Genomic DNA, 26,952 nt, shown 5'->3' with positions numbered 1-26,952 from the left:
GACCCTACTGCGACTCGGGCGCCGGCATGAGACGCCGATCACACCGGAACGCCCGGGTCCACTAGGTTGAGCACATGGCATACCGCAGCGGTGGACCCAAGGTGCTCGTCATCGTCCTCGCAGGTGGGGAGGGCAAGCGGCTCCTGCCCCTCACGGCGGACCGGGCCAAACCCGCCGTCCCCTTCGGCGGCATCTACCGGCTCATCGACTTCGCGCTGAGCAACGTCGTGAACTCGGGCTACCTCAAGATCGTCGTGCTGACCCAGTACAAGTCGCACAGCCTCGACCGCCACGTCACCAAGACGTGGCGGATGTCGACGATGCTCGGCAACTACGTCGCACCGATCCCCGCCCAGCAGCGCGTCGACAAGTCCTGGTACCAGGGCAGCGCCGACGCGATCTTCCAGAGCCTCAACACCATCACCGACGAGCGCCCGGACATCGTCGTCGTCGTCGGCGCCGACCACGTCTACCGCATGGACTTCTCGCAGATGGTGGACCAGCACGTCGAGTCGGGCGCCGGCGTCACCGTGGCCGCCATCCGGCAGCCGATCGCGATGGCAGACCAGTTCGGCGTCATCGAGGTCGAGGCGGACGACCACACGAAGATCAGCGCCTTCCTCGAGAAGCCGACCGACCCCCAGGGCCTGCCCGACTCCCCCGACGAGATCCTCGCGTCGATGGGCAACTACGTCTTCGACGCCGACGTCCTCCAGGACGCCGTGACGCGCGACTCCCAGCTCGAGGACAGCACCCACGACATGGGCGGTGACATCGTGCCCGCGCTGGTCAAGGACGGGTCCGCCTACACCTACGACTTCAAGAAGAACGTCATCCCCGGCGGCACCGACCGCGACCAGGGCTACTGGCGCGACGTCGGGACGCTCGACTCGTACTACGACGCGCACATGGACCTCATCTCCATCCACCCGGTCTTCAACCTCTACAACTACGACTGGCCGCTCTTCACGAGCTACGGCCCGTACCCGCCGGCGAAGTTCGTCCACGGCGCCAACGGCCGGTTCGGAGAGGCCCTCAGCTCGATGGTCTCCCCCGGCGTCATCATCAGCGGGGCACGGGTCAACCACTCCGTCGTCTCCCCCGACGTGCGCGTCCACAGCTACAGCGAGGTCGACGACTCGGTGCTGCTCGACGGGGTCGACATCGGTCGCAACTGCCGCGTCAAGCGCGCGATCATCGACAAGAACGTCCGCCTCCCCGAGAACACCTCGGTCGGCATCGACCCCGAGCAGGACCGGGCGCGCGGGTTCACCGTGACCGAGAGCGGCATCACGGTCATCGGCAAGGGGACGGTCATCGAGCCGTGAGCCGGGCCCGCCTCGGCGTGCAGATCCAGCCGCAGCACACGGCATACGCCGACATCCGGCGCACCGTCGCGGAGCTCGAGGAGCTCGGGGTCGACGTCCTCTTCAACTGGGACCACTTCTTCCCGCTCAACGGTGACCGCGACGGGGCGCACTTCGAGTGCTGGACCATGCTCGCCGCCTGGGCCGAGGCGACCGAGCGGGTCGAGCTCGGCGCGCTCGTCACGTGCAACTCGTACCGCAACCCCGACCTGCTCGCGGACATGGCCCGCACCGTCGACCACATCTCGGCGCGGGGCGGCGAGGGCCGGCTCATCCTCGGGATCGGCTCGGGCTGGTTCCAGCGCGACTACGACGAGTACGGCTACGAGTTCGGCACTCCGGGCCGCCGGCTGGACGCGCTCGACCGCGACCTGCCCCGGATCAGGCAGCGGTGGGGTCGCCTCAACCCGGCGCCCACCCGGCCCATCCCCGTCCTCGTCGGTGGTGGCGGCGAGCGCAAGACGTTGCGGATCGTCGCGGAGCAGGCCGACATCTGGCACGGTTTCGGCGACGCCGAGAGGATCGCCCACAAGCACTCGGTGCTCGACGAGTGGTGCGCCCGGGTCGGACGCGACCCGGCGTCCATCGAACGGTCGGCCGGGGTGAGCCCCCTTCCCGGTCGCCACCCCGAGAACGTCCCCGACCACGCCGCGTCGGCCGATGCCCTGTATGCCGTCGGCACGAGGCTGTTCACCGTCGGCCTGCGCGGTCCGAAGCACGACCTCGGTCCAGTCCGTGACCTCATCGCGTGGCGAGACGCCGTGAACTCCTAGCCTGTCGCCGTGACCACGGACACCGAGCCCGACCCGTTCCCCACCCTGCTGGTGACGCTGACAGGCGACGACCGGCCCGGCGTGACGAGCGCGCTCTTCGACGCCGTCGCCCCCACGGGGGCGATCGTGCTCGACCTCGAGCAGGTGGTCGTCCGGGGACAGCTCACGCTGGCCGTCCTTCTCGCGCCCGAGGGTGACGGCGCCGGCCTGCGCGACCTGGTCGAGGGCGTCGGCGAGAGGATGGGCCTCGCGGTGAGCGTCGTCGACGGTCGGGGCGACAACCGCCGCCGCCGCACCGGCCGCGCCGCCGTCGTCCTCCTCGGCGCCCCGCTGCGCGCCGAGGCGGTGGCCGCGGTCTCCCGCTCGGTGGCCGACCACGGCGCCAACATCGACCGCATCCGGCGCCTCTCGCGCTACCCGGTGACCAGCCTCGAGCTCGACGTCAGCGGCGCCGACCTCCCCGCCCTGCGCCGCGAGCTGTCCCTCGTCGCCGCCCAGCAGCAGGTCGACATCGCCGTGGCCGCGACCGGCCTGGCCCGGCGCGGGCGACGCCTCGTCGTCATGGACGTCGACTCGACGCTCATCCAGGACGAGGTCATCGAGCTCCTCGCCCAGCACGCCGGGCGAGGAGCCGAGGTCGCCGCGGTCACGGAGCGGGCGATGGCCGGCGAGCTGGACTTCACCCAGAGCCTGCACGCCCGGGTGGCCACCCTCGCCGGGCTCGACGCCTCCGTGCTCGACGAGGTCCGGGCGGCCGTGCGCCTCACCCCCGGGGCCCGCACCCTCGTGCGCACGCTCAAGCGGCTGGGCTTCACGGTGGCGCTGGTCTCCGGCGGTTTCATCGAGATCGTGCAGCCCATCGCCGACGAGCTGGGGATCGACCACGCCCGGGCCAACCGGCTCGAGGTCGTCGACGGCCGGCTCACCGGTCGGGTTCTCGGTGACGTGGTCGACCGCCAGGGCAAGGCGGTCGCCCTGCGTGAGTTCGCCGCCGCCGCGGGGCTCCCGATGGCCCGCACCGTGGCCATCGGCGACGGCGCCAACGACCTCGACATGCTCGGCGCGGCGGGCCTCGGGATCGCCTTCAACGCCAAACCGTTGGTGCGCGCGCAGGCCGACACCTCCGTCACCGTCCCCTACCTCGACACGGTCCTCCACCTCCTCGGCATCACCCGCGAGGAGATCGAGGAAGCGGACGACGCCGACGGCACTCCGACACCGGCTCCTGCTGTCGACCACCGCTGACACCTCTTAGGCTGTGCCAATGCCCCGCTACCCGTCCACGACGCCGACGCTCTTCATCATCGGCGGTGCGGAGGACCGAGTCGGCCGGGCGGCCCTGCTCCGTCGCTTCGTGCGGCTCAGCGGCGGCAGGCGCTCCCGGCTCGTCGTCATCCCCACCGCCTCCTCGTTCCAGGGGGAGGTGGTCGACTCCTACCGCCAGGTCTTCACCCGGTTCGGCGTGGAGGCCATCGAGGTCGTCAACCCGCAGTCACGCCAGGCCGCGCACGACCCCGCGTCGGTGGCCCTCATCGACGAGGCCACGGGCATCTTCATGAGCGGTGGGTCCCAGCTCCGCCTGTCCCAGTTCTTCCCCGGCACGCCGCTCGGTGACGCCCTGCACCGGGCGCACGCCCGTGGCGCGGTCGTCGCCGGCACCTCCGCCGGAGCGTCGATCATGAGCGAGTTCATGATCTCGATGGGCGACGAGGGGATCACCCCGGTCCAGCGCGGCAGCCAGATCAGCGCCGGGATCGGGCTGCTCAAGGGGGTCGTCGTCGACCAGCACTTCGCCCAGCGCTCGCGCTACGGCCGCCTCCTGTCGGTCGTCGCCGCGTCGCCGAGCCTGCTCGGCATCGGGATCGACGAGGACACGGCGATCGAGGTCCACGACGGGACGCGCTTCACCGTCCACGGCCGGGGCGGCGTCATCGTCATGGACTGCCGCGGCGTCAGGACCGACGCCCCGGACGCCCGTCGTGGTGCGCCCCTGCTCATCTCGGGCGCGGTCATCCACACCCTGCCCGCCGGCGCGACCTTCGACCTGTCGTCCGCCGAGCTGGTCGACTTCGTCGAGCAGCATCCCGACGTCGACGCGGGTCTCGCGGCCGCCAAGAGCTGACGCCCGCTGCCCCACCCGCTGCACCTGCACCCCCGCCCCCGCCCCCGACCACACCGCCACGAGGAGTCCGATGACCGAGGACCGCCCGACCCCCACCGGCCCCGCAGCGCCCGAGCTGACCATCGTCGAGTCCCGTGTCTACCGCGGCGGCAACGTCTGGTCCTACGACCCCTCGGTGCACCTGGTCGTCGACCTCGGCATCCTCGAGCAGTACCCCACGGACCTCCTCGACGGGTTCACCGACCAGCTCATCGAGCTGCTGCCCGGCCTCGAGAACCACAGCTGCTCCCGGGGGGTCAAGGGCGGCTTCATCCAGCGGCTGCGCGAGGGCACCTGGCTGGGGCACGTCGCCGAACACGTCGCCCTGCAGCTCCAGCAGGAGGCGGGTCACGACCAGCGTCGCGGCAAGACCCGGGCGGCCAAGGGGCACCCCGGCCGCTACAACGTCATCTACGGCTACACCGACGAGGGAGTGGGCGTGGCCGCCGGCGAGCTGGCCGTGCGTCTCGTCAACCACCTCGTGCGGGCCGAGGAGGGCTTCGACTTCGACAGCGCCCTCGAGGTCTTCCTCAAGAGGGCCGAGCGCACCGCGTTCGGACCGTCGACGGCGGCCATCCTCGAGGAGGCCGTGAGCCGTGACATCCCGTTCATCCGCCTCAACAGCGCCAGCCTCGTCCAGCTCGGCCAAGGCGTCCACGCCCAGCGCATCCGCGCCACCATGACCTCCAAGACCGGCGCCCTCGCGGTCGACATCGCCGGCGACAAGGACCTCACCACCAAGCTGCTCGGCTCGGCGGGCCTGCCGGTCCCGAAGCAGGCCACGGTGCGTGGGGCCGAGGACGCGGTCGCCGCCGCCCGCAGGATCGGCTTCCCGGTCGTCGTCAAGCCGCTCGACGGCAACCACGGTCGAGGGGTCTGCCTCAACCTCGAGAGCGACGACGACGTGCGCGAGGCCTACGCGATCGCCCGCGAGCAGTCACGGCGCGGCAGCGTCATCGTCGAGTCGTTCGTCACCGGCAAGGACTACCGCTGCCTCATCGTCGGCGGAAGGATGCAGGCGATCGCCGAGCGCGTCCCGGCCCACGTGGTCGGGGACGGCGAGCACACCGTCAGCGAGCTCGTCGACATCACCAACGCCGACCCGCGACGTGGTGTGGGCCACGAGAAGGTGCTCACCCGGATCAAGGTCGACCGCGCGGCCGAGGGTCTGGTGCGCGAGCAGGGCTTCGCCATGGACCAGGTCCCGCCGCAGGGCACGATGGTCAAGCTCGCCCTCACCGGCAACATGTCCACCGGTGGGATCTCGGTCGACCGCACCTTCGACGCCCACCCGGACAACGTGGAGATCGCCGAGGAGGCCGCGCGCATGGTCGGCCTCGACGTCGCCGGCATCGACTTCATCTGTCCCGACATCGCCTCCCCCGTCCGCGAGACCGGGGGGGCCATCTGCGAGGTCAACGCGGCCCCCGGGTTCCGGATGCACACGCACCCGACCATCGGTGAGCCGCAGTTCATCGCCCGTCCCGTCGTCGACCTGCTCTTCCCGCCCGGCGCGCCGTCGCGCGTGCCGATCGTCGCGGTGACCGGCACCAACGGCAAGACCACGACGTCGCGGATGATCGCGCACATCATGAAGGGCGTCGGCCGCAAGGTCGGCATGACCTCGACCGACGGCATCGTCGTCGACGAGCGCCTCGTCTTCAAGGCGGACGCCTCCGGCCCCAAGTCGGCCCGCATGGTCCTGCAGAACCCCCGCGTCGACTTCGCCGTCATGGAAGTGGCACGCGGCGGCATCCTGCGCGAGGGCCTCGGCTACGACCGCAACGACGTCGCCGTCGTCACCAACGTCGCCCCGGACCACCTCGGACTTCGCGGCATCGACACCGTCGAGCAGCTCGCCGACGTCAAGGCGGTCATCGTCGAGGCCGTGCCCCGCAACGGGTTCGCGGTCCTCAACGCCGACGACCCGCTGGTGCGCAGGATGCGCCGGCGCTGCTCGGGGTCCATCATCTGGTTCACGACGTCCGAGCCGGGCTCGAGCGTGCGCGACTTCGTCGACGGCCACTGCCGCCGCGGTGGGCGGGCTGTCGTCCTCGAGCCGTCCGACAAGGGCGACATGATCGTCATCCGCCACGGCCGGCGCGCGATGCAGCTCGCCTGGACCCACCTGCTCCCGTCGACCTTCGGCGGCACGGCGATGTTCAACGTCTCCAACGCCATGGCTGCGGCAGGCGCCGCCTTCGCGGTCGGCACCGGGTTGCACGAGATCCGGCAGGGCCTGCGGACCTTCTCGACGAGCTACTATCTCTCCCCCGGCCGCATGAACCAGGTCAACGTCAACAACATCGACGTCATCGTCGACTACTGCCACAACGCTCCCGGCATGAAGGTCCTCGGTGAGTTCGTCGAGCGCTACGCCGCGGCCAAGGCCGGGTCGAGCGACCTCGGCAAGATCTCGCGACTCGGCGTCATCGCGACCGCCGGTGACCGCCGCGACGAGGACATGCGTGAGCTCGGCATGCTCGCGGCGCAGCACTTCGACGTCATCGTCGTGCGCGAGGACGAGCGGCTGCGTGGCCGCAGGCGCGGGGACACCGCCGCCCTCGTCGCCGAGGGCGCCAAGAACGCCATGGCCGAGGGGGCCCGCTGCCGCCAGGTCGAGATCGTCACCGACGAGCTCTCGGCCGTGCGCCACGTCATGGCCCGCGCCAACCCCGGCGACATCGTCGTCGTCTGCGTCGACCAGCACGGCGTCGTGATGAACGAGCTCGAGACCATGACCAAGCAGGCCCAGCCGGGCACGCACACCGCGGACTCCCTCGCCGACCCCGACCTCGACCCGAACGTCATGTCCGCCGCGGCCCAGGTCAGCGGCGAGGAGGCCACCGACCAGGACCTCGCCGAGCACGACGCCGAGGAGCCGGAACCGGTGAGGTCCTGAGGGTCAGCCGCCCGGACGAAGAAGCTCGTCCGCGTAGGCCGTGAGCGAGCGTCGGTAGCGCGTGACGTCCTCGTCCGTGCTCGCGTGCGCGACGGCGGCGAGGAGGCTCCCGAGGGCCTCCCCGGAGCGCCCGGCGGAGTGCAGGGCGAGGGCACGGAAGCCGGCGATGCCGACCGAGTCCGGTCGCTCCTCGGCGAGGGCGTCGAGGAGGCGCACCGCCTCGTCGTGCTCGCCGACGTTGCGCAGTGACGAGGCCAGCTGGAGCACTGCCCGGTGCCGGAAGGGCTCCCGCAGGCCGCTGTCGAGCGCCGCGCGGTAGAGCTCGATGGCGCGCTCCGGCTGGCCCGCGGAGTCGAACGTCCCGCCGTACTCGTAGGTGATGCGCGCGTCCCCCGGGTACGCGGCATACAGGCGGGCGCCGGTCTCGATCCGGCGGCCCTCGTCCTCGTCCTCCCACATTCTCGCGATGTCGCCCTCGGCCTCGTGCTCCCCGCGGGCGGCGATGACCTTGCGGCGGATCGAGCGGGCGTCGTCGGGGACGGCACCGGTCTCGGCCAGCCAGGCGTAGATCTCCTCGCGCTCGGCGTGGCACATGATCGCGACGACGTCGCCGTCCTGGGCTGCCTCCACGAGCGCGCGCAGGCCGGACAGCTCGGTGGGGAACGACGCGACGTCGGCGACCCCGGCCCGCTGCAGGCCGGCGCGAAGGTGCCCCTCGAGCTCCTCCATCGTCCGGCCTCGCAGGTAGTGCTCCTTGTTGGCGGCGATGACGTGGTCGGCGCGGTGTCCCGCGATCTCGCCGAGGTTCTCGAGGATCTCGTCGGTGCGGTCCCCCGCGGCGCCGAGCCCGAGGTGGATCCGCGCGCCGGGCTCGCGCAGGCCGTCGGCCACGTCCATGAGGGCCTCGAGGCCGGCCTCGTTGTGGGCCAGGTCGACGACGACCGTGCACGAGCCGCCGAGCCCGGCCGGTGCGGTGTAGGTGTTCATGCGGCCCGGGTTGAGCGTCGCGTCGGGCTGGAAGGTCCGCAGCCCCTCGATGACCGCGGCGCGGTCGAGCCCGAGGCCGAGGGCGGCGGCCGTGGCAGCCAGGACGTTGGCGACGTTGTGCCGCGACAGTCCGCTGATCGTCATCGGCACGTCGACGACGGAGATGAGCCGGTCGGGGACGCCGGAGTCGGTGATCACACTGACCCGGTCGTCGAGGACGGTGATGGCCCGGCCGCCGGCGCCGAGCGCCTCACGGATGGCCGGTGAGTTCGCGTCGAGGGTGAAGACCCACGGGCGGGCGGGCGACCCGCTGCGCATCGCCCAGACGCGCGGGTCGTCGCCGTTGAGCACGGTCCACCCGCCGGGACGGGTGGCGCGGGTGATGATCGCCTTGACCTCGGCGAGCTGGTCGATCGTGTCGACGCCCTGGAGGCCGAGGTGGTCGGCGGAGACGTTGGTGACCACGGAGACGTCGTTGTGGGTCACGCCGAGGCCCTTGAGCAGCATGCCGCCGCGGGCGGTCTCGAGGATGCCGATCTCGACGCCGGGCGCCCCGAGCACGCCCCTGGCTCCCGCGGGGCCGGAGAAGTCGCCGGGCTCGATCATCGTGCCGTGGTCGACCACACCGTCGGTCGAGCTCCACGCCGTGTGCTTGCCCGCGGTCATCGCGATGTGGGCGAGCAGCCGCGTCGTCGTCGTCTTGCCGTTGGTCCCGGTGACGGACGCGACGGGGATGTGGGGGGTGGCGATCCGCGGCGGCGGGCCGTCGGGGGCGTCACGCACGGTGGCCGCCCACTCGTCGACGACGTCGCGTCCCTCGAGCCACGCCTGCAGCACCGGCGCGACCGACTCGCCGAGTGCTCGCGCCGACCCGCGCCGCCGCCACACGAAGGAGACGACGACCACGGACCGCTCGTTGCCCGAGCGCGATCGGACACCGAGACGACCCGTGCCCGCCGCCCGCGAGACGTGCCGCACCGCCCGCTCGGCGAGGCGCGCGAGAACCCGCTGCCGCTGCTCGGTGTGCGGGGCGCCGGCCTGGATCGCGCCGAGCCCGGCGGTGCGCGCCACCGCGCGCACGAGGTCCGTGTCGGCGTCAAGGTAGGCCGTGAGGTCGAGCGTGACCTTGACGGCCGGCTTCGGGAAGTAGAGGTTGGGTCCCTCCAGGACCCGGACCTCGGTGGCGGTCACGACAGGGACGGTGTGGAGGTCGCTGGTCACCCGGCGAGCCTAGTTGCCCGGGAGGCTCAGATCCCCATCGCGTGGACGCCGCCGTCGACGTGGACGATCTCCCCCGTCGTGGCCGGGAACCAGTCGGAGAGCAGGGCTGCGCAGGCCTTGGCCGCGGGCACGGCGTCGTTGACGTCCCAGCCCAGGGGGGCCCGCTCGCCCCACGTGTCCTCGAACGTCTTGAAGCCCGGGATGGACTTGGCGGCCGTGGTCCGGATGGGGCCGGCGGCCACGAGGTTGCAGCGGATGCCGCGGGGACCGAGGTCGCGGGCGAGGTAGCGGTTCGTCGACTCGAACGCGGCCTTGGCCACGCCCATCCAGTCGTAGACCGGCCAGGCGTACTTCGCGTCGAAGGTCAGGCCGACGACCGCGGACCCCGACGACATGAGCGGCAGCGCGGCGACGGCCAGCGACTTGAGGGAGTAGGCGGACGCGTGCATCGCGGTGGACACGTCCTCGAAGCTGCCCTCGAGGAAGTTGAACGCTCCCTGCGGGGCGAACCCGATCGAGTGCAGGACCCCGTCGAGGTGGTCGACGTGCTCACCGAGCCGTGCGGCGAGGGTGTCGAGGTGCTCGCTGTCGGTGACGTCGAGCTCGACGACGGGCGGCGTCGTCGGCAGCCGCTTGGCGATCGTCGAGGTGATCTTCATGGTCCGCCCGAACGAGGTGAGCACGACCTCGGCGCCCTGCTCCTGCGCCAGCTTGGCGACGTGGAAGGCGATCGAGGAGTCCATGAGCACTCCGGTGATGAGCAGCTTCTTGCCCTCGAGCAGCATCGGCGGTTCTCCTTGTGTGGCGAGTGGTGTGGCGAGTGTGTGGGTGGGTGGTGCGGTCGGGTCAGTGGCCCATGCCGAGGCCTCCGTCGACGGGGATGACGGCCCCCGTGACGTAGGCGGCGTCCTCGGAGGCGAGGAAGCGCACGACCGCGGCGACCTCGCCCGGCTGCGCGAACCGCCCGGCCGGTATGCCGGACTTGTAGGTCTTCTGCGTGGCCTCCGGGAGCGCTGCGGTCATGTCCGTCTCGATGAAGCCCGGGGCGACGACGTTGGCGGTGATCCCGCGACCACCGAGCTCACGGGTCACGGAGCGCGCGAGGCCGACGAGGCCGGCCTTGCTCGCGGCGTAGTTGGCCTGGCCCGGCCCGCCGTACAGCCCGACGACGCTCGAGATGAGGATGATCCGCCCGCCGCGCGCCTTGATCATCCCGGTGCTCGCGCGACGCACGCATCGGAAGGTGCCGGCGAGGTTGGTGTCGATGACGGCGTCGAAGTCCTCGTCGCTCATGCGCATGAGGAGGCCGTCCTTGGTGATCCCGGCGTTGGCCACGAGCACCTGCACGGGTCCGCCGAAGATCTCCTCGGCCGCGCTGAAGGCGTCGTCCACGGACGCAGAGTCGGTGACGTCGCACGTCACGGCCGTGAGACCGTCGGGGGCCTGGCCGTTGCGGCTCGTCACGACGACGCTGTCGCCGCCGTCGACGAAGGCCCGGGCGATGGCCAGGCCGATTCCTCGGTTGCCCCCGGTGACGAGGACGTTGCGTGCTGGGCTCATGGCGCACGACGCTAGTGGACTACCCGTGGGTAGCAGGCATCACCGGGAGCACGCGGAACGCTCAGGAACCGGACGTAGAGTGAGGCGGTGAGCACGAACCCGAGGCGTGAGCCGCAGGTCCAGTCGGTGACGACGGCCCGCTCGAACCCGGACGACGACCTCAACGCACGGATGAAGCACTACCTCGTGACGATGGGGGTGCGCACCGGGTGCTTCGTGCTGGCCTTCGTCACCCAGGGCTGGGTCCGGTGGACCTGCGTGGCCCTGGCCGTCGTCCTGCCCTACATCGCCGTGGTGTTCGCCAACGCGCGGGCCCCGCGCACCACCGGCCGCGTGTCCCCCGTCGCGCCCCGGGATCCCGAGCGCCGCCGGCTCGAGCCGTGATCTGCAGCGCCAAGGCCTGCCGTCGCGAGGCCACCTGGGCCCTGCTCTGGAACAACCCGACGCTGCACACCACCGAGCGACGCAAGGTCTGGCTCGGCTGTGACGAGCACCGCGTGACCCTGGGGGACTTCCTGTCGCTGCGGGGCTTCCTCAGGGACGTCGTGCCCGTCGACGAGATCCCCGCCGACGCCGGCTGACCGGCTCAGCCGCCGATGGCGCTCATCGGCCGCAGCGGCTGCACGAAGTCGGCGCTGCCGATGCCGTGGCCCTTGGCCTTCTTCCACATCTCACCGGTGATGAGCGCGGCCAGCTCCTCGTCGGAGGCGCCGTCGCGCAGGGGGCCGCGCAGGTCGGTCTCACGCTGCGAGAACAGGCAGTTGCGCACCTGCCCGTCCGCGGTGAGGCGGGTGCGGTCGCAGGCACCGCAGAACGGCGCGGTGACGCTGGCGATGATGCCGACCGTCGCGGGCCCGCCGTCGACGAGGAAGCGCTCGGCCGGCGCGCTGCCGCGGTCGGCCTCGGGCATCGGGGTGATGGTGAACCGTTCCTCGAGCTGGGCCCGGATCTCGTCGCCGCCGACCATCGTCGACGCGTCCCAGCCGTGCTGCGCGTCCAGCGGCATCTGCTCGATGAACCGCAGCTCGTAGCCGCGCTCGACGCACCAGGCCAGCAGGTCGGCCACCGACGTGTCGTTGACCCCCCGCATGGCCACGGCGTTGACCTTGACCGGGACGAGCCCCGCGTCACGGGCAGCCTTGAGGCCGGCCTCGACGTCGTGCAGCCGGTCGCGTCGGGTCAGGTCGGCGAACTCCTGCGGGTCGACGGTGTCGAGGCTGACGTTGACCCGGTCGAGCCCGGCCGCGGCGAGCGGGCCGGCCAGCCGGTCGAGCCCGATGCCGTTGGTCGTCATCGCGATCCGCGGGCGGGGCTCCAGGGCCGCGATCCGGGAGACGAGGTCGGTGAGCGAGCGGCGCAGCAGCGGCTCGCCGCCGGTCAGCCGCACCTGCTGCACCCCGAGGCTGACGAAGATCGAGACCAGTCGCACCAGCTCGTCGTCGTCGAGCATGTCGGGCTTGGCGAGCCACGGGAGCCCCTCCGCAGGCATGCAGTAGCGGCAGCGCAGGTTGCACCGGTCGGTCACCGACACCCGCAGGTCGCGCGCGACGCGACCGTGACGGTCGGCGAGGAGGGCGGTGGTCGGGGCGGCAGGCATGGCTCCACACTAGGCCGGTAGCGTGACAGCCGTGTCACGGCGTCTGATCACCCCGCGCTGGCTGGGTGCCCTCGCCCTCGCCCTGCTGTACGCCGTCCTCGCCTTCCAGCTCGGCCACTGGCAGTACGGACGCCATGAGTTCAAGGTCGAGCGCAACGCCCTCCTCGACGCGCACTACCGCGCCGATCCCGTCCCGGTCACCGACGTCCTCTCGGACCGCCCGCTCGACCGCTCGCGCGAGGACTGGACCAGGGTCACCGCGACCGGGACGTATGCCGGACCACAGCTGCTCGTGCGCAACCGGCCGAACAGCAGCGTCTTCGGGTACGAGGTCCTCGCGCCGCTGAGGCTGTCGGACGGACGGACCGTCGTGGTGGACCGCGGTTGGGTGGAGAACTCGGACCGGGGTGCCGCGGTGGCACCGGACGTGGCGCCGGCGCCCGCAGGCGAGGTCACGGTCGTGGGCTGGGTCCGCCCCGGCGAGACGAGCCAGCGCAAGACCCTGCCCGAGGGGCAGGTGGCCAGCATCAGCGTCCCCGACGTCGAGCGCGCGTGGGGCACCCGGGTGCTCGACGGCTACGTCGTGCTCGACACCGAGCGCACGGCCGAGGGTGTGTCCCCGCCGCGACCCGACCGGCTCGAGGACCCGGACCGGAGCCTCGGACCCCACCAGGCCTACGCGTTCCAGTGGTGGATGACGATGCCGCTGGGCCTGGTGCTCATCTGGCTCGGGCTGCGCCGCGAGCTGCGTGACGAGACGACGGAGCGCCCGACGAAGCCCAAGAAGGTCCGGATCTGGGACGAAGAGGACTACTGACCTCGCGCCCGCACGTCGTTCTCGCCGCGGCATGCCGTCGCACCGACAGGGACGGTCGGGAGCGCCATGGACCTGCGTGAAGGACCCGACAACCACGCGTCGCCCCCCGCGGACGGGGGGCGACGCGTGGTGTGAGGAGTGGCCGCCCGACGGATCAGGAGTGGCTACACCGACGGGTCAGGAGTGGCTGCCCCGACGTCGTGAGGCGGCGAGGGTCGCGCCGCCGGCGAGCAGCAGCGCCGTCCCGCCGAGGACGAACCCGAGACTGGTCCCGGCCGGGTCGACGAGGTCGGTCTCGATGACCGGCCCGTTCGGCTGCCCGGGGCTCGTCGAGGGGCCCGGCGTCGTGGTGACGCCAAGGGTCGGGGTGACCGTGACGCTCGGCGTCGTGGTGACGCCAGGGGTCGGGGTGACCGTGACGCTCGGCGTCGGGGTCGGAGTGACCGTGACGCTGGGCGTGGGGGTCGGGGTGACGCTCGGCGTGGGGGTCGGGGTGACGGTCGGCGTCGGCTCGCCTGCGGGAGCGCAGTCGGCCGCGGCGACGTCCTCGGTGGCGACGCCCGCGCCGTCGGTCTCCCAGTTGTCGTCCCAGTTGAGGCCCTCGAAGCTCACGGTGTCCTCCGAGCCCTGCGCGACGTACTCGAACGGCGGGATGACGTCGCGTCCGTCCTGGTGCGTGCCGTGAGCCCCCTTGACGATGCTCGCACCGTCGGTGGTGAGGACGACGAACGTGCCCGCGTCGCCGGTGGCGTGGCAGAAGGTGATGTTGTCCTGGGAGTCGGCCTGGGCCGCGGCCCCGAAGGCGACGCCGGACGCGCCGACGAGCGCGAGCCCGAAGGCGGCGCTGGTGAGACGACGGGTGATCTGCTGAGCCATGGGTGTGAGTTCCTTCGATGTCCCCGGACCAGCACGGTCGTGCTGGTTACCGAGAGCATGCCTAGGAAGATCGGCCCCGGTCGGTGCTCCCTGAGAGATGACCCGAAGACGTCAGTGTCATCACCCGAAATGACTATGTCGCGGCGTCCGTCGTGAGGATGGCCTGGTCGGAGAACTGGGTCGTGTAGAGGTCCGCGTAGAGGCCGCCGTTGGCCAGCAGCTCGGCGTGGGTGCCGCGCTCGACGATGCGGCCCCGGTCCATGACGAGGATGACGTCGGCGTGGCGCACGGTCGAGAGCCGGTGGGCGATGACGAGTGAGGTCCTCCCCTCGAGCGCGGTGTCGAGGGCGCGTTGCACCGCCACCTCGCTCTCGCTGTCGAGGTGCGCCGTCGCCTCGTCGAGGACGACGAGCCGCGGGCCCTTGAGCAGCAGCCGCGCGATCGCGATGCGCTGCTTCTCGCCGCCGCTCAGCCGGTGACCGCGGTCGCCGACCACCGTGTCCAGCCCGGACGGCAGCCGCTCCACGAGCTCCCAGATCCGGGCGGCGCGCAGCGCGGACTCGATGTCGGCGGTGGACGCGGACGGTGCGGCATACAGGAGGTTGGCGCGGATGGTGTCGTGGAAGAGGTGCGCGTCCTGGGTGACCACGCTGACGGTGTCGCGCAGCGACGCGAAGGTGGCCCGGCGCAGGTCGACGCCGTTGACCCGGACCGCGCCACTCGTCGGGTCGTAGAGGCGGGCCACGAGGGCGGTGAGCGTGGACTTGCCGGCCCCGCTCGGTCCGACGAGGGCGACCATCTGCCCGGGCTCGATCGTCCCGTCGATGTCGTCGAGCACGACCTCCCCCGCACCCCGGTCGCCTGTCGCGGTGGACTCGAGCGAGCTGAGCGAGACGTCGTCGGCAGCGGGGTAGGCGAAGCCGACGTGGTCGAGGTCGACGCGGACCGGACCGTCCGGAAGCGGGACGGCGTCCGCAGCCTCGGCGACCAGCGGCTTGAGGTCGAGGACCTCGAAGACGCGCTCGAAGGAGACGAGCGCGGTCATGACGTCGACGCGGGCGTTCGACATCGTCGTGAGAGGTCCGTAGAGGCGCCCGAGGAGGGCAGTGAGCGCGATGAGGGTGCCGACCGACAGGCCCCCGCCCACCGCCATGACTCCCCCGAAGCCGTAGACGAGGGCGGTGGCGAGCGCAGCGACCAGCGTGAGACCGACGAAGAAGACGGACCGGTTCACCGCGATGCGCACGCCGATGTCGCGGACCCGCTCGGCCCGCTCGGAGTACTCGCGGTCCTCGGTGTCCGGGTTGCCGTAGATCTTGACGAGCAGGGCGCCGGCGACGTTGAACCGCTCGGTCATCCGGGTGCCGAGGTCGGCGTTGAGCCCCATCTGCTCGTGGGCCATCGCTGCCAGTCGGCCACCCATGGCCCGGGCGGGCACGAGGAAGATCGGGACGAGCAGCAGCGAGGCGATGGTCAGCTGCCAGGAGAGGTAGAGCATCCCGCCGATGATGAGGGCCAGCGACACCGCGTTGCTCACGACGCTCGAGAGCACGGACGTGAAGGCCTGCTGCGCGCCGATGACGTCGTTGTTGAGGCGTGAGACCAGGGCGCCGGTCTGCGCCCTCGTGAAGAACGCGATCGGCTGGCGCATGACGTGGGCGAAGACCTGAGTGCGCAGGTCCACGATGAGGCCCTCGCCGATGCGCGAGGAGAGCCAGCGCGACACGAGCGTCAGGCCGGCACTGAGGACCGCGATGGCCGCCACGAGGAGCGAGAGGCGGACGACGAGGCCGGAGTTCTTCGGGTAGATCCCGTCGTCGATGAGGCTCTTGAGCAGGAACGGGGTGGCGACGATGAGCACCGCGTCGACGACGACGAGGCTGAGGAAGACCGCGATGATGCGGCGGTAGGGGGCGGCATAGGACAGGACCCGCCGGGTCGTGCCCGGGGCCAGCTCCTTGGACCGGACGCTCGCGTCCTTGCTCAGGCTGTGGATGGCCTGCCAGCCGGCCATGCTCATCGGGATCCCGCTCTCATGTCACTGCATCCGTCATGTCGTCGATCCTCGGTCCTCAGGTGCACGACAGGTCAACGGGCTGGAGGCCCGGCCGATTCCTCGTGCGTCGTCCCACGATCTCAGGCGAGGGTGACAAGGTCCTTGTAGTCCGGGCCCCAGAGGTCCTCGACGCCGTCGGGCAGCAGCAGGATCCGCTCCGGCTCGAGCGCGTCGACGGCACCCTCGTCGTGGGTCACGAGGACGACCGCGCCCTTGTAGGTCCGCAACGCCCCGAGGATCTCGGCGCGCGAGGCCGGGTCGAGGTTGTTGGTCGGCTCGTCGAGGAGCAGGACGTTGGCCGACGAGACGACGAGCAGGGCCAGCGACAGGCGGGTCTTCTCCCCGCCCGACAGCACACCCGCGGGCTTGTCGACGTCGTCGCCGGAGAAGAGGAACGAGCCCAGCACCTTGCGGACGTCGGTCTCGCCGAGCTCCGGCGCGGCCGACTTCATGTTGTCGAGCACCGTGCGGTCCACGTCGAGGTTCTCGTGCTCCTGCGCGTAGTAGCCGATCTTGAGGCCGTGACCGGGCTCGACCTGGCCGGTGTCCGGGGCGTCGACGCCGGCGAGCATCCGCAGCAGGGTCGTCTTGCCCGCGCCGTTGAGGCCGAGGACGACGACGCGGGACCCGCGGTCGATGGCGAGGTCGACGTCGGTGAAGATCTCGAGGGAGCCGTACGACCGCGACAGCCCGGATGCACGCAGGGGGGTCCGCCCGCACGGCGACGGGTCGGGAAAGCGGAGCTTGGCCACGCGGTCGACCGCGCGCTCGGACTCGAGGCCGGAGAGGAGCCGCTCGGCGCGACGCTGCATGTTCTGGGCGGCCACGGTCTTGGTGGCCTTGGCGCGCATCTTGTCGGCCTGGGCCATGAGGACGCCGGCCTTCTTCTCGGCGTTGGCCCGCTCACGCTTGCGACGCCGCTCGTCGGTCTCACGCTGCTGGAGGTAGGGCTTCCAGCCGAGGTTGTAGATGTCGAGCTCGGCCCGGTTCGCGTCGAGGTGGAACACCTTGTTGACCACGGCGTCGAGGAGGTCGACGTCGTGCGAGATGACGATGAGGCCGCCGCGGAAGGTCTTGAGGTGCTCGCGCAGCCAGACGATGGAGTCGGCGTCGAGGTGGTTGGTCGGCTCGTCGAGGAGCAGCGTCTCGGCGCCCGAGAAGAGGATGCGCGAGAGCTCGACACGGCGGCGTTGTCCACCGGAGAGGGTGTCGAGGGACTGGTCGAGGTGACGTTCCTCGAGCGCCAGCGCGGAGGCGATCGAGGCCGCTTCGGACTCGGCGGCGTACCCGCCCGCCGCCTGGAACTCGGCGTCGAGCCGACCCCACCGACGCATGGCCTTCTCCTGCTTCTCGCCCGTCTCCTCCGCCATGGCGGTCTCGGCGGCACGCAGGTCTCGCACGATCTGGTCGAGGCCACGTGCGGAGAGGATGCGGTCGCGGGCGGTGACGTGGAGGTCGCCGGTGCGCGGGTCCTGCGGGAGGTAGCCGACCTCGCCCGTGCTCTGGATCTGCCCGGCCGCGGGCTGCCCGACCCCGGCGAGGACCTTGGTGAGGGTCGTCTTGCCGGCCCCGTTTCGCCCCACGAGCCCGATCCGGTCGCCGGCGGCGACACGGAAGGAGACTCCGTCGAGGAGCAGGCGGGGACCCGCGCGCAGCTCGATCGCGGCAGCAGAGAGCACAGGAGTCCTTCGTCGTGGGTTTTCGTCGGTGTCATCACGAGGCGCACCGCTGGCACACCGCGGGCCTTCTGACGCCTAGTCTAGGTGGCGCCGTGCTCCGCACGGAAAATGCCCACCATGGGAGGACGTGCATGAGCTTCAACGACGACGTCAGTCTCGACACCTCTCAGGTGGAGTCGGGAGGCAGCGGCGGTGGCCCGGGTGGCATCGCGGTCGGCGGTGGCATCGGCGGCATCATCATGCTCATCATCGCCCTCATCTTCGGCATCAACCCCTCCGACCTCCCCACGGGCGGCGGAGGCGGCACGGGCCGGGAGCAGGTCGACGGGACCTCGACGAGTGGCGAGGCCTTCGAGCGCTGCAAGACCGGGGCCGACGCCGACGCCGACGTCGAGTGCCGCGTCATCGGCACCGTGAACTCGGTGCAGGCCTTCTGGACCGAGGCCCTCCCCCGCTACCAGAAGCAGTGGCAGCCGACCAAGACCGTCCTCTACCAGGGCTCGACCCAGTCGCAGTGCGGCACCGCGAGCAACCAGGTCGGCCCGTTCTACTGCCCCCTGGACCAGAAGGTGTACATCGACGCCGACTTCTTCGCGATCCTCCAGCAGCAGTTCGGCTCCGACGGTGGGGCCCTGGCGCAGGAGTACGTCGTGGCCCACGAGTACGGCCACGCCCTCCAGGACCAGCTCGGCCTCCTGGGCCGCGCCCAGCAGGACCCGCAGGGCCCGAACAGCGGGGCCGTGCGGATCGAGCTCATGGCCGACTGCCTCGCCGGCGTCTGGGCCAAGAACGCCTCGACGACCGAGGGTCCCGAGGGCAAGCCGTTCCTCGAGCCGCTCACCGAGGCCGACATCAAGAGCGCGCTGTCGGCCGCGTCGGCCGTCGGCGACGACCGCATCCAGGAGAAGACCCAGGGCCAGGTCAACCCGGAGGCGTGGACCCACGGCAGCGCCGAGGCCCGCCAGCGGTGGTTCCTCCAGGGCTTCAAGACCGGCGACCTCAACCAGTGCAACACCTTCAACGTCGACCGGGTCTCCTGACCTGGCCGATCCGCCGTGCACGACCGATGAGCAGGAGGTCCCGATGACACCCGAGGAGATCCTCGAGAAGGTGGGCGACCAGGTCGGTGTCCGGCGGGTCTTCGGCAGCCCGGTGGAGCACGACGGGGTCCTCGTCGTCCCGGTGGCCGTCGCCATCGGCGGTGGCGGCGGGGGCACGGACGGTGACGGGGGTGGCAGCGGCTTCGGCGGCATGGTCCGCGGCATCGGCGTGTACGCGATCAGGGACGGGCGGGTCCGCTTCGTCCCCGCCGTCGACACCACCGCGCTCGCGGCCCTCGGCGTCCTGCTGGCGGGCCTCGTCCTGCGCACCGGCGCCAGGCGACGGGTCGGTCACTGACCCTGTCCGCGACACGCGACGTGCCGTCGGTCAGTCTCCCCCGGGGTGCGCCTTGTCGAGCTCCTGCAGGAGCCGGTGCGCGGCCAGCTCGACCTTCTTGTGCCGCCACTGCGAGGCGCGGAAGACGCAGGCGATGAGCGCACTGCGGTGCAGGCTGTCGAAGTCACCGAACGCGAACGCGTGCCGCGCCTTCGTCTCGTCGTTGGCACCCTCGGTGAGGCCGAGGTGCCAGGCGCCGTAGTCGCGCCACCCGTGCTCCTCGAGGAAGGCGTTCTGGGCGTCGGCGTCGGGCTGGACCTCGCTCCACTCGCTGTCGAGGACCACCTTGCCGGCCGCGATGAGGTCGCGGGCGTGACGCACCGCCGAGCGGTTCACCGTGTAGGAGGCCATGCGCCCATCATCGACCCGGACCGTCGTCGATGTGCACCTCGACGGCCCGGGACCTGCGCACGACCTCGTCGAGGACGGCGCGACGAGGGTCGCCGATGTCGGCGAACTCCCGGCGCGGCAAGGTGAGCAGCGACGCGAACCGGGGGTCCTCCAGCACCTCGCCGGCGAGCGTGCGGTCCCCGCCGACGACCAGGGCCTGCGGCGTGCCCTGCGACAGGATGCGCTGGGCGTGGTCGGCCACGGCGCGCACCAGCTCGTCGGCCTGGTTGCCCCGACGCCGCGCGAACCGCTGCTGGGACCAGCCACCGGCGGCCGTGCGCGACTGCACGTGGCGTGTCCCGACCTTGTGCGCGACGAGGGTCGACCCGTCGACGAGCGCGACGGCATACCCGCCCCGCCTGATGAGCACCACGGCGAGCCACCGGTGCTCGAAACGCGTGACCCCGACGACCCGCTGGGGGCCGTCGGGGTTGTTGGAGTCGAAGCGCTCGCGCCAGGCGGCGTACCGCTCGGGCGCGACCTCGACGACGCGACTCACGCGGTGACGATCACGGAAGGTGACGACTCAGATGTTGAAGCCGAGGGCGCGCAGCTGCTCGCGGCCGTCGTCGGTGATCTTGTCCGGGCCCCACGGGGGCATCCAGACCCAGTTGACGCGGTACGAGGACACGAGGCCCTCGAGCGACTGCTGGGTCTGGTCCTCGATGACGTCGGTCAGCGGGCAGGCCGCCGACGTCAGGGTCATGTCGATGACGGCGTGGTTCTGGCCGTCGACGGTGATGCCGTAGACGAGCCCGAGGTCGACGACGTTGATGCCGAGCTCCGGGTCGACCACGTCGCGCATGGCCTCCTCGACGTCGGCCACGTTGACCGGCGCGCTGGTGGTCTCACTCATGGTGTTCCTTCCTCAGGATCTGTGCCGGTGACCGCGACGCGGTGACCGCTCTGGTGCAACGCATCGGTGAACGCCATCCATCCGAGGAGCGCGCACTTGACGCGTGCGGGGTACCTGGCGACACCGGCGAGGGCGACGCCGTCACCGATGACCTCCTCGTCGCCGGGGTCCTCCCCCTTGGACGTGAGCATCGCCTTCATCGCCTCGAAGGTCGTCAGTGCCTCGCTCAGCGGGTGGCCGATCGTCTCCTCCGCGAGGATCGAGACCGAGGCCATGCTGATCGAGCAGCCGAGAGCGTCGTACGAGACGTCCTCGACGACGGCGGTGGGTCCCTCCCCGACGATGTGGAGACGCAGGGTCACCTCGTCGCCGCAGGTCGGGTTGACGTGGTGCACCTCGGCCTCGAAGGGCTCGCGCAGACCCGCGTGCTGGGGGCGCTTGGAGTGCTCGAGGATGAGCTCCTGGTAGAGGTCCATCAGCTCGCTCCTCGCAGCCGTGGGTCACCGAAGATCTCGGGCACGGTGTCGAGCGCGTCGAGCAGGGCGTCGACCTCACCCACGGTGTTGTATGCCGCGAAGCTGGCTCGCGTCGTCGCCGCCACCTTGAAGCGGCGGTGCAGGGGCCACGCGCAGTGGTGGCCGACGCGGACGGCGACGCCGGAACCGTCGAGGACCTGCCCCACGTCGTGGGCGTGCACGTCGTCGACGACGAACGCGACCGTGCCCCCTCGCGACTCGAGGTCGGTGGGTCCGACGACGGTGACCCACGGGCGCGCCGCGAGACCGGCGAGGAGCCGCTCGGTGAGCGCGAGCTCGTGCGCGTGGATGCGCTCGATGCCGAGGGCGTCGATGTAGTCGACGGCCGCCGCGAGGCCGATGGCCTGTGCGGTCATCGGCACGCCCGCCTCGAAGCGCTGCGGCGGCGGGGCGTAGGTGCTGGCCTCCATCCGGACGGTCTCGATCATCGAGCCCCCGGTGAGGAACGGCGGCATCGCCTCGAGCAGCTCGCGGCGACCCCAGAGCACGCCGATGCCGCTGGGACCGAACATCTTGTGGCCCGAGAAGGCGAGGAAGTCCACACCGAGCGCCTCGACGTCGACGCCCAGGTGCGGCACCGACTGGCAGGCGTCGAGGACCACGAGGGCGTCGACGGCGTGGGCGCGCTCGACGAGCTCGTCGACCGGGTTCAACGTGCCGAGCACGTTGGAGGCGTGGACGACCGCGACGACCTTGGTGCGCTCGGTGAGGAGCGAGTCGAGGTCGGAGAGGTCGAGCCGGCCCTCGTCGGTGACGGGGATCCACCGCAGGGTCGCCCCGGTGCGTCGGCACAGCTCCTGCCACGGCACGAGGTTGGCGTGGTGCTCCATCTCGGTGACGAGCACCTCGTCACCGGCGCCCAGCGCGAAGCGCTCACTGCCCGGGATGCCCGGGTGCGGCGAGCCCGAGAACGCGTAGGCGACGAGGTTGAGGGCCTCGGTCGCGTTCTTGGTGAACACGACGTCCTGGGCCGCCGCGCCGATGAAGCCCGCAATGCGCTCGCGCGCACCCTCGTATGCCGCCGTGGCCTCCTCCGAGAGCGCGTGGGCTCCACGGTGGGGCGCGGAGTTGAGGCGCTCGTAGAAGTCGCGCTCGGCGTCGAGGACCTGCACGGGCTTGTGCGAGGTGGCCCCGGAGTCGAGGTAGACGAGCGGAGCACCGTCACGCACGGTGCGCGCGAGGATCGGGAAGTCGGCCCGGATGCGGGCGACCTCCTCGGGGGAGAACGGCGAGGCTGTCATGGGTGCCAGCTCAGGCGCTCGCGCCCTGGAACCGGTCGTAGCCCTCGGCCTCGAGGCGGTCGGCGAGCTCGGGCCCACCCTGCTCGGCGATCCGTCCGTCGACGAAGACGTGGACGAAGTCGGGGGTGATGTAGCCCAGGATCCGGGTGTAGTGCGTGATGAGCAGGACCCCGGACCCGGTGGTCTCCTTGGCGCGGTTGACGCCCTCCGACACGATCCGCAGCGCGTCGACGTCGAGGCCGGAGTCGGTCTCGTCGAGGATCGCGAACTTCGGCTTGAGCAGCTCCATCTGGAGGATCTCGTGGCGCTTCTTCTCGCCGCCGGAGAAGCCCTCGTTGACGCCGCGTTCGGACACCTTGGGGTCCATGCGCAGCGCGCCCATGGCCTGCTTGAGGTCCTTGACCCACGTGCGCAGCTTGGGGGCCTCGCCGTCGATGGCGGTCTTCGCGGTGCGCAGGAAGTTGCTCACCGTGACGCCGGGGACCTCGACGGGGTACTGCATGGCGAGGAAGAGGCCCGCGCGGGCTCGCTCGTCGACGCTCATGGCGAGGACGTCCTCGCCGTCGAGGGTGACGGTCCCCTGGGTGACCGTGTACTTGGGGTGGCCGGCGATCGAGTACGCGAGCGTCGACTTGCCGGAGCCGTTGGGGCCCATGATCGCGTGCGTCTCACCGGAGTTGATGGTCAGCGTGACGCCACGGAGGATCTCCTTGGTGCCCTGCTCGGTCTCGACGGTGACGTGCAGGTCAGTGACTGCGAGTGTGCTCATGAAGGTTCAGCTCTCCTGGGTCAGGGCGACGTGGACGTCGTCACCCACGATCTTGACGGTGTGGACGGCGAGGGCGACGGTGGCGGGAGGGCCCGACGGCTCCCCGGTGCGGATGTCGAAGCGCGAGCCGTGCAGCCAGCACTCGAGGGTGCACCCGTCGAGCTCTCCCTCGGACAGCGAGACGTTGGCGTGGGTGCAGGTGTCGTCCACGGCGTGGACCTCGCCCTCCGCCGTGCGGACGATGGCGACGATCCTGCCGCCGATGTCGGCGGCGACGACCCCCACGGCGGGGAGCTCGTCGAGGGCGCAGACGCGGATGAAGCCGTTCGACGTCGCCTGGGTGTCGCTCACGCGGTCCCCTCCAGCTCGCGGTCGATGGCCTCCATCAGGTGGGACTCGATCTCGGGGACGCCGATGCGGCCGACGATCGAGGCGAAGAAGCCACGCACGACGAGACGTCGGGCGGTGTCCTCGTCGATCCCTCGGGCCTGCAGGTAGAAGAGCTGCTGGTCGTCGAAGCGACCGGTGGCGGAGGCGTGACCGGCACCGGCGATCTCGCCGGTCTCGATCTCGAGGTTCGGCACCGAGTCGGCCCGGGCGCCGTCGGTGAGGATGAGGTTGCGGTTGAGCTCGTAGGTGTCGGTGCCCTCGGCGCTCGCGCGGATGAGGACGTCACCCACCCACACGGTGTGGGCGGAGTCGCCCTGCAGCGCGCTCTTGTACTCGACGTTGGAGCGGCAGTGCGGCGCCTCGTGGTCGACGAAGAGGCGGTGCTCCTGGTGCTGGCCGGCGTCGGCGAAGGAGACGCCGAGCGCCTCGAACGAGCCGCCCGGACCGGCATACGAGGCGTTCGTGTTGAGCCGCACGATGCTGCCACCGAGGGTGACGGCGATGTGGCGCACGGTGGCGTCACGGCCGACGACGACGTCGTGCTGGCCCAAGTGCAGGGCGGTGTCGTCCCACTCCTGGACCGTGACGAGCGTGACGTCGGCACCGTCGCCGACGACGACGGAGAGCAGCTCGGAGTACTGGGCGTCGCCCTCGTGGCGCAGGACGATCGTCACCTTGGCGAACTGGCCGACGCGCACGAGGGTGTGCGCGTGCGACAGGGCACCCTCACCGGTGAGGCTGATGCGCACCGGCTCCTCCGGCTGGGCCTCGGCGCGCACGTCGAGGACGGTCACCGACTGGGCCTGGTCGACGGCGACGACAGCCGCGCGGTCGGCCGGCTTCGGCGCACCGCTGGCCAGCCACTCCTCGCGGGAGAGGCTGGAGAGGGTCACACCCTCGGGCAGGAACTCCTCACGGCGCAGCGCCGTGCCGGCCGTCTCGGCGAAGAGCGACTGGAGCCGGTCGACGGGGGTGAAGCGCCACTCCTCCTCGCGGCCGGACGGGACGGGGAAGTCCGCGACGGCATACGAGGTGGTGCGCTCGGCCCGCGACTGGTCGGGCACGAAGGCGGCGACGCTGTCGGTGTGGCCGGGGTACTCGCTGGTCTGGGGCTTGCTGGCCAGCAGGCTCATCCGACCGCTCCTTCCATCTGCAGCTCGATGAGCCGGTTGAGCTCGAGGGCGTACTCCATCGGCAGCTCCTTGGCGATCGGCTCGACGAAGCCGCGCACGATCATCGCCATCGCCTCGGTCTCGGACATGCCTCGGGACATGAGGTAGAACATCTGGTCCTCGGACACCTTGGAGACCGTGGCCTCGTGGCCCATCGTCACGTCGTCCTCGCGGATGTCGACGTAGGGGTAGGTGTCGGAGCGGCTGATCGTGTCGACGAGCAGGGCGTCGCAGACGACGCTCGACTTCGACCCGTGCGCGCCCTCCATGATCTGGACGAGGCCGCGGTACGAGGTGCGGCCGCCGCCACGCGCCACGGACTTCGACACGATCGTCGAGGAGGTGTTGGGCGCGGCGTGGACCATCTTGGAGCCGGCGTCCTGGTGCTGGCCCTCGCCGGCGAAGGCGACGGACAGCGTCTCGCCACGGGCGTGCTCGCCCATGAGGAAGACGGCGGGGTACTTCATCGTCACCTTGGAGCCGATGTTGCCGTCGATCCACTCCATCGTCGCCCCCTCGGCGCAGGTCGCGCGCTTGGTGACGAGGTTGTAGACGTTGTTGGACCAGTTCTGGATGGTCGTGTAACGCACCCGGGCGTTCTTCTTGACGATGATCTCGACGACGGCGGAGTGCAGCGAGTCCGACTGGTAGATCGGCGCGGTGCAGCCCTCGACGTAGTGCACGGAGGAACCCTCGTCGGCGATGATCAGCGTCCGCTCGAACTGGCCCATGTTCTCGGTGTTGATCCGGAAGTAGGCCTGCAGCGGGATGTCGACGTGGACACCCGGCGGGACGTAGATGAACGAGCCACCCGACCACACGGCGGTGTTGAGCGAGGCGAACTTGTTGTCGCCCGCCGGGATGACCGAGCAGAAGTACTCACGGAAGAGCTCCTCGTGCTCGCGCAGGCCGGTGTCGGTGTCGACGAAGATGACGCCCTGCTCCTCCAGGTCCTCACGGATCTGGTGGTAGACGACCTCGGACTCGTACTGGGCAGCGACGCCGCCGACGAGCCGCTGCTTCTCGGCCTCGGGGATGCCAAGACGGTCGTACGTGTTCTTGATGTCCTCGGGCAGGTCCTCCCAGGAGGTCGCCTGCTTCTCCGTGGACTTGACGAAGTACTTGATGTTCTGGAAGTCGATGCCGGTGAGGTCGCTCCCCCACGTCGGCATGGGCTTCTTGTGGAACAGGCGGAGGGACTTCATGCGGAGGTCCTCCATCCACTGCGGCTCGCTCTTGCGCCGCGAGATGTCAAGGACGACCTCGTCGTTGAGTCCGCGTCGGGCGTTGGTGCCAGCAGCGTCGCTGTCCGCCCATCCGAAGTCATAGCGCCCGAGGTCTTTGAGACCCGGGTTGAGCTCTTCGATGGTGCTCATCGAGTGGACCCTTCTGTGGTGGGGACGAACGTCGTGCACACGTGATCTCCGTGCGCGAGGGTTGCGAGACGTTGGACGTGCACGCCGAGGAGGCGCGAGAACGCGTCCGTTTCAGCGTCACAGAACTGGGGAAATTCCCGGGCGGCGTGCTGGACCGGACAGTGACCCTGACAGAGCTGTATGCCGGACAGCCCGGTGGGTGCAGCGTCGGCGCTCGGGCCCGTGCGGCCGACGGGCCGGGCGGAGGCGGCGAAGCCGTCACGCGTGAGCGCGGCGACGAGCACGTCGACCCGCTCGGCGGTGTCGGGACCCGCGGAGGCGAGCTCTGCGGCATACCGCTTCTCGACGGCACCGACGCGGGACTCTGCGAAGCGCCTCACGGCGTCGTCGCCGCCCTCCCGCGACAGGAAGCGCAGCGCCTCGGTCGCGAGGTGGTCGTAGTCGGACTCGAGCGCCTGGTGGCCGCCCTCGCTGAGGACGAAGGAGCGGGCCGGCCGCCCACGGCCGCGGCCCGGGGACGCCGCGCTCTCACGCTCGTCGATGAGCCCTGCCTCGGTGAGGTTCTCGAGGTGGCGTCGGACCGCGGGGACGGTGAGTCCGAGGTCGTCGGCGAGCGCCGTGGCCGTCACCGGACCGCGCTCACCGATGGCCTGCAGGACCCGGTCGCGCGTACGCGACTCGAGGACCTGCGGCACCATGGCGGTACGCGCGATATTCACAACACCCATGTTACGTAATTGCGCAGGGCTTGGGAAACGAAGGCCCCCCTAACCAGGCGCGGGCGCGTTG

Annotated in this window: 27 protein-coding genes; 10 read left to right on the top strand and 17 right to left on the bottom strand. The window is 71.0% G+C overall.

Annotated features, from left to right (window positions below):
• Window positions 1-74: 74 nt before the first annotated feature.
• The 5 genes from glgC to cphA all read left to right on the top strand — a co-directional run bounded on the left by glgC (window position 75) and on the right by cphA (window position 7,203).
• Window positions 75-1,328: a glucose-1-phosphate adenylyltransferase gene (glgC, locus tag N801_RS01795; protein WP_035932235.1), complete on the top strand. Its 1,254-nt coding sequence runs from the start codon at window positions 75-77 to the stop codon at window positions 1,326-1,328.
• On the top strand, window positions 1,325-2,140 hold the full coding sequence (locus N801_RS01790) for an LLM class F420-dependent oxidoreductase (RefSeq protein ID WP_035932234.1): 816 nt from the start codon (window positions 1,325-1,327) through the stop codon (window positions 2,138-2,140). Before glgC ends, N801_RS01790 begins: the two co-directional genes overlap by 4 nt.
• Window positions 2,141-2,149: 9 nt before the next feature.
• A complete protein-coding gene (serB, locus tag N801_RS01785; protein ID WP_035932232.1) occupies window positions 2,150-3,385 on the top strand; it encodes a phosphoserine phosphatase SerB in 1,236 nt (411 codons plus the stop codon).
• Window positions 3,386-3,404: 19 nt separating this feature from the next.
• The gene (locus N801_RS01780; RefSeq protein ID WP_035932231.1) at window positions 3,405-4,262 is read left to right on the top strand and encodes a cyanophycinase; all 858 of its coding nucleotides are present in this window, start codon (window positions 3,405-3,407) and stop codon (window positions 4,260-4,262) included.
• A 70-nt stretch (window positions 4,263-4,332) separates the two neighbouring features.
• Window positions 4,333-7,203, top strand: coding sequence for a cyanophycin synthetase (gene cphA, locus N801_RS01775; protein ID WP_035932230.1), 2,871 nt, complete (start codon window positions 4,333-4,335; stop codon window positions 7,201-7,203).
• Window positions 7,204-7,206: 3 nt separating this feature from the next.
• Here cphA and N801_RS01770 read toward each other — a convergent pair whose 3' ends face one another.
• The 3 genes from N801_RS01770 to fabG form a co-directional block, all read right to left on the bottom strand.
• The gene (locus N801_RS01770; RefSeq protein ID WP_052112499.1) at window positions 7,207-9,411 is read right to left on the bottom strand and encodes a tetratricopeptide repeat protein; all 2,205 of its coding nucleotides are present in this window, start codon (window positions 9,409-9,411) and stop codon (window positions 7,207-7,209) included.
• Window positions 9,412-9,437: 26 nt separating this feature from the next.
• On the bottom strand, window positions 9,438-10,196 hold the full coding sequence (gene fabI, locus N801_RS01765) for an enoyl-ACP reductase FabI (protein WP_035932229.1): 759 nt from the start codon (window positions 10,194-10,196) through the stop codon (window positions 9,438-9,440).
• Window positions 10,197-10,257: 61 nt separating this feature from the next.
• Complete coding sequence (gene fabG / locus N801_RS01760) at window positions 10,258-10,971, bottom strand: 3-oxoacyl-ACP reductase FabG (RefSeq protein ID WP_035932228.1); 714 nt, start codon at window positions 10,969-10,971, stop codon at window positions 10,258-10,260.
• 87 nt (window positions 10,972-11,058) lie between these two features.
• On the opposite strand from fabG, the gene N801_RS01755 reads away from it, so the two are divergent.
• Complete coding sequence (locus N801_RS01755) at window positions 11,059-11,355, top strand: DUF3099 domain-containing protein (RefSeq protein WP_035932227.1); 297 nt, start codon at window positions 11,059-11,061, stop codon at window positions 11,353-11,355.
• A complete protein-coding gene (locus N801_RS01750; RefSeq protein WP_035932226.1) occupies window positions 11,352-11,552 on the top strand; it encodes a hypothetical protein in 201 nt (66 codons plus the stop codon). Before N801_RS01755 ends, N801_RS01750 begins: the two co-directional genes overlap by 4 nt.
• Before the next feature lie 5 nt (window positions 11,553-11,557).
• On the opposite strand, the gene moaA is transcribed toward N801_RS01750, so the two are convergent.
• The gene (moaA, locus tag N801_RS01745; RefSeq protein ID WP_035932225.1) at window positions 11,558-12,568 is read right to left on the bottom strand and encodes a GTP 3',8-cyclase MoaA; all 1,011 of its coding nucleotides are present in this window, start codon (window positions 12,566-12,568) and stop codon (window positions 11,558-11,560) included.
• A gap of 31 nt (window positions 12,569-12,599) precedes the next feature.
• Between moaA and N801_RS01740 the strand changes: the two genes are divergently transcribed.
• A complete protein-coding gene (locus N801_RS01740; RefSeq protein WP_035932224.1) occupies window positions 12,600-13,385 on the top strand; it encodes an SURF1 family cytochrome oxidase biogenesis protein in 786 nt (261 codons plus the stop codon).
• A 177-nt stretch (window positions 13,386-13,562) separates the two neighbouring features.
• Here N801_RS01740 and N801_RS21320 read toward each other — a convergent pair whose 3' ends face one another.
• From N801_RS21320 to N801_RS01725, 3 genes are all read right to left on the bottom strand, one after another.
• Window positions 13,563-14,261 (bottom strand): hypothetical protein, encoded by a 699-nt coding sequence (locus tag N801_RS21320; RefSeq protein WP_035932223.1) that lies wholly within the window; start codon window positions 14,259-14,261, stop codon window positions 13,563-13,565.
• Window positions 14,262-14,394: 133 nt separating this feature from the next.
• On the bottom strand, window positions 14,395-16,281 hold the full coding sequence (locus N801_RS01730; RefSeq protein WP_035932221.1) for an ABC transporter ATP-binding protein: 1,887 nt from the start codon (window positions 16,279-16,281) through the stop codon (window positions 14,395-14,397).
• A 116-nt stretch (window positions 16,282-16,397) separates the two neighbouring features.
• Window positions 16,398-17,996 carry an ABC-F family ATP-binding cassette domain-containing protein gene (locus tag N801_RS01725; RefSeq protein WP_035932220.1) on the bottom strand — a complete coding sequence of 533 codons (1,599 nt, stop codon included), beginning with the start codon at window positions 17,994-17,996 and terminating at the stop codon, window positions 16,398-16,400.
• Between the two features lie 131 nt (window positions 17,997-18,127).
• Here N801_RS01725 and ypfJ point away from each other — a divergent pair, with 131 nt between their 5' ends.
• Window positions 18,128-19,036 carry a KPN_02809 family neutral zinc metallopeptidase gene (ypfJ, locus tag N801_RS01720; RefSeq protein ID WP_035932219.1) on the top strand — a complete coding sequence of 303 codons (909 nt, stop codon included), beginning with the start codon at window positions 18,128-18,130 and terminating at the stop codon, window positions 19,034-19,036.
• Window positions 19,037-19,079: 43 nt separating this feature from the next.
• The gene (locus N801_RS01715; RefSeq protein ID WP_035932218.1) at window positions 19,080-19,394 is read left to right on the top strand and encodes a hypothetical protein; all 315 of its coding nucleotides are present in this window, start codon (window positions 19,080-19,082) and stop codon (window positions 19,392-19,394) included.
• A 30-nt stretch (window positions 19,395-19,424) separates the two neighbouring features.
• Here N801_RS01715 and N801_RS01710 read toward each other — a convergent pair whose 3' ends face one another.
• Genes N801_RS01710 through N801_RS01665 form a run of 10 tightly spaced genes read right to left on the bottom strand, consistent with a single transcriptional unit; the run spans window position 19,425 to window position 26,891 of the window.
• Complete coding sequence (locus N801_RS01710) at window positions 19,425-19,784, bottom strand: hypothetical protein (RefSeq protein ID WP_035932217.1); 360 nt, start codon at window positions 19,782-19,784, stop codon at window positions 19,425-19,427.
• A 7-nt stretch (window positions 19,785-19,791) separates the two neighbouring features.
• A complete protein-coding gene (locus N801_RS01705) occupies window positions 19,792-20,322 on the bottom strand; it encodes an acVLRF1 family peptidyl-tRNA hydrolase (RefSeq protein WP_035932215.1) in 531 nt (176 codons plus the stop codon).
• 27 nt (window positions 20,323-20,349) lie between these two features.
• Window positions 20,350-20,679, bottom strand: coding sequence for a metal-sulfur cluster assembly factor (locus N801_RS01700; RefSeq protein ID WP_035932214.1), 330 nt, complete (start codon window positions 20,677-20,679; stop codon window positions 20,350-20,352).
• Window positions 20,676-21,155, bottom strand: a complete 480-nt coding sequence (gene sufU, locus N801_RS01695; protein WP_035932213.1) for a Fe-S cluster assembly sulfur transfer protein SufU — start codon at window positions 21,153-21,155, stop codon at window positions 20,676-20,678. Before sufU ends, N801_RS01700 begins: the two co-directional genes overlap by 4 nt.
• On the bottom strand, window positions 21,155-22,456 hold the full coding sequence (locus N801_RS01690; protein ID WP_035932212.1) for a cysteine desulfurase: 1,302 nt from the start codon (window positions 22,454-22,456) through the stop codon (window positions 21,155-21,157). The genes sufU and N801_RS01690 overlap by 1 nt, the downstream gene beginning before the upstream one ends.
• Before the next feature lie 10 nt (window positions 22,457-22,466).
• Window positions 22,467-23,225, bottom strand: a complete 759-nt coding sequence (gene sufC / locus N801_RS01685; RefSeq protein ID WP_035932210.1) for a Fe-S cluster assembly ATPase SufC — start codon at window positions 23,223-23,225, stop codon at window positions 22,467-22,469.
• 6 nt (window positions 23,226-23,231) lie between these two features.
• Window positions 23,232-23,576 carry a non-heme iron oxygenase ferredoxin subunit gene (locus tag N801_RS01680; RefSeq protein WP_035932209.1) on the bottom strand — a complete coding sequence of 115 codons (345 nt, stop codon included), beginning with the start codon at window positions 23,574-23,576 and terminating at the stop codon, window positions 23,232-23,234.
• Window positions 23,573-24,748 (bottom strand): Fe-S cluster assembly protein SufD, encoded by a 1,176-nt coding sequence (sufD, locus tag N801_RS01675; RefSeq protein ID WP_035932207.1) that lies wholly within the window; start codon window positions 24,746-24,748, stop codon window positions 23,573-23,575. Before sufD ends, N801_RS01680 begins: the two co-directional genes overlap by 4 nt.
• Window positions 24,745-26,163 (bottom strand): Fe-S cluster assembly protein SufB, encoded by a 1,419-nt coding sequence (gene sufB, locus N801_RS01670; protein WP_035932206.1) that lies wholly within the window; start codon window positions 26,161-26,163, stop codon window positions 24,745-24,747. The genes sufD and sufB overlap by 4 nt, the downstream gene beginning before the upstream one ends.
• Window positions 26,160-26,891 (bottom strand): helix-turn-helix transcriptional regulator, encoded by a 732-nt coding sequence (locus tag N801_RS01665; RefSeq protein ID WP_052112498.1) that lies wholly within the window; start codon window positions 26,889-26,891, stop codon window positions 26,160-26,162. The genes sufB and N801_RS01665 overlap by 4 nt, the downstream gene beginning before the upstream one ends.
• Between the last annotated feature and the right edge of the window lie 61 nt (window positions 26,892-26,952).

Origin of the sequence: Knoellia aerolata DSM 18566 (genome assembly GCF_000768695.1) — a bacterium.
GTDB classification, from domain to species: domain Bacteria; phylum Actinomycetota; class Actinomycetes; order Actinomycetales; family Dermatophilaceae; genus Knoellia; species Knoellia aerolata.
The sequence above is the reverse complement of the archived record's forward strand: the minus strand, read 5'-3'. Positions and strand labels throughout refer to the sequence as shown.

Excerpts from the sequence above, each read along its gene's own strand:
- sufD (WP_035932207.1), bottom strand. The coding sequence starts at position 24,748 with ATGAGCCTGCTGGCCAGCAAGCCCCAGACCAGCGAGTACCCCGGCCAC.
- glgC (WP_035932235.1), top strand. The coding sequence starts at position 75 with ATGGCATACCGCAGCGGTGGACCCAAGGTGCTCGTCATCGTCCTCGCA.
- N801_RS01780 (WP_035932231.1), top strand. The coding sequence starts at position 3,405 with ATGCCCCGCTACCCGTCCACGACGCCGACGCTCTTCATCATCGGCGGT.
- N801_RS01730 (WP_035932221.1), bottom strand. The coding sequence starts at position 16,281 with ATGAGCATGGCCGGCTGGCAGGCCATCCACAGCCTGAGCAAGGACGCG.
- sufC (WP_035932210.1), bottom strand. The coding sequence starts at position 23,225 with ATGAGCACACTCGCAGTCACTGACCTGCACGTCACCGTCGAGACCGAG.
- N801_RS01700 (WP_035932214.1), bottom strand. The coding sequence starts at position 20,679 with ATGAGTGAGACCACCAGCGCGCCGGTCAACGTGGCCGACGTCGAGGAG.
- sufU (WP_035932213.1), bottom strand. The coding sequence starts at position 21,155 with ATGGACCTCTACCAGGAGCTCATCCTCGAGCACTCCAAGCGCCCCCAG.
- sufB (WP_035932206.1), bottom strand. The coding sequence starts at position 26,163 with ATGAGCACCATCGAAGAGCTCAACCCGGGTCTCAAAGACCTCGGGCGC.
- N801_RS01715 (WP_035932218.1), top strand. The coding sequence starts at position 19,080 with ATGACACCCGAGGAGATCCTCGAGAAGGTGGGCGACCAGGTCGGTGTC.
- cphA (WP_035932230.1), top strand. The coding sequence starts at position 4,333 with ATGACCGAGGACCGCCCGACCCCCACCGGCCCCGCAGCGCCCGAGCTG.
- N801_RS01690 (WP_035932212.1), bottom strand. The coding sequence starts at position 22,456 with ATGACAGCCTCGCCGTTCTCCCCCGAGGAGGTCGCCCGCATCCGGGCC.
- moaA (WP_035932225.1), bottom strand. The coding sequence starts at position 12,568 with ATGCCTGCCGCCCCGACCACCGCCCTCCTCGCCGACCGTCACGGTCGC.
- N801_RS01665 (WP_052112498.1), bottom strand. The coding sequence starts at position 26,891 with ATGGGTGTTGTGAATATCGCGCGTACCGCCATGGTGCCGCAGGTCCTC.
- N801_RS01710 (WP_035932217.1), bottom strand. The coding sequence starts at position 19,784 with ATGGCCTCCTACACGGTGAACCGCTCGGCGGTGCGTCACGCCCGCGAC.
- fabG (WP_035932228.1), bottom strand. The coding sequence starts at position 10,971 with ATGAGCCCAGCACGCAACGTCCTCGTCACCGGGGGCAACCGAGGAATC.
- fabI (WP_035932229.1), bottom strand. The coding sequence starts at position 10,196 with ATGCTGCTCGAGGGCAAGAAGCTGCTCATCACCGGAGTGCTCATGGAC.
- ypfJ (WP_035932219.1), top strand. The coding sequence starts at position 18,128 with ATGAGCTTCAACGACGACGTCAGTCTCGACACCTCTCAGGTGGAGTCG.
- N801_RS21320 (WP_035932223.1), bottom strand. The coding sequence starts at position 14,261 with ATGGCTCAGCAGATCACCCGTCGTCTCACCAGCGCCGCCTTCGGGCTC.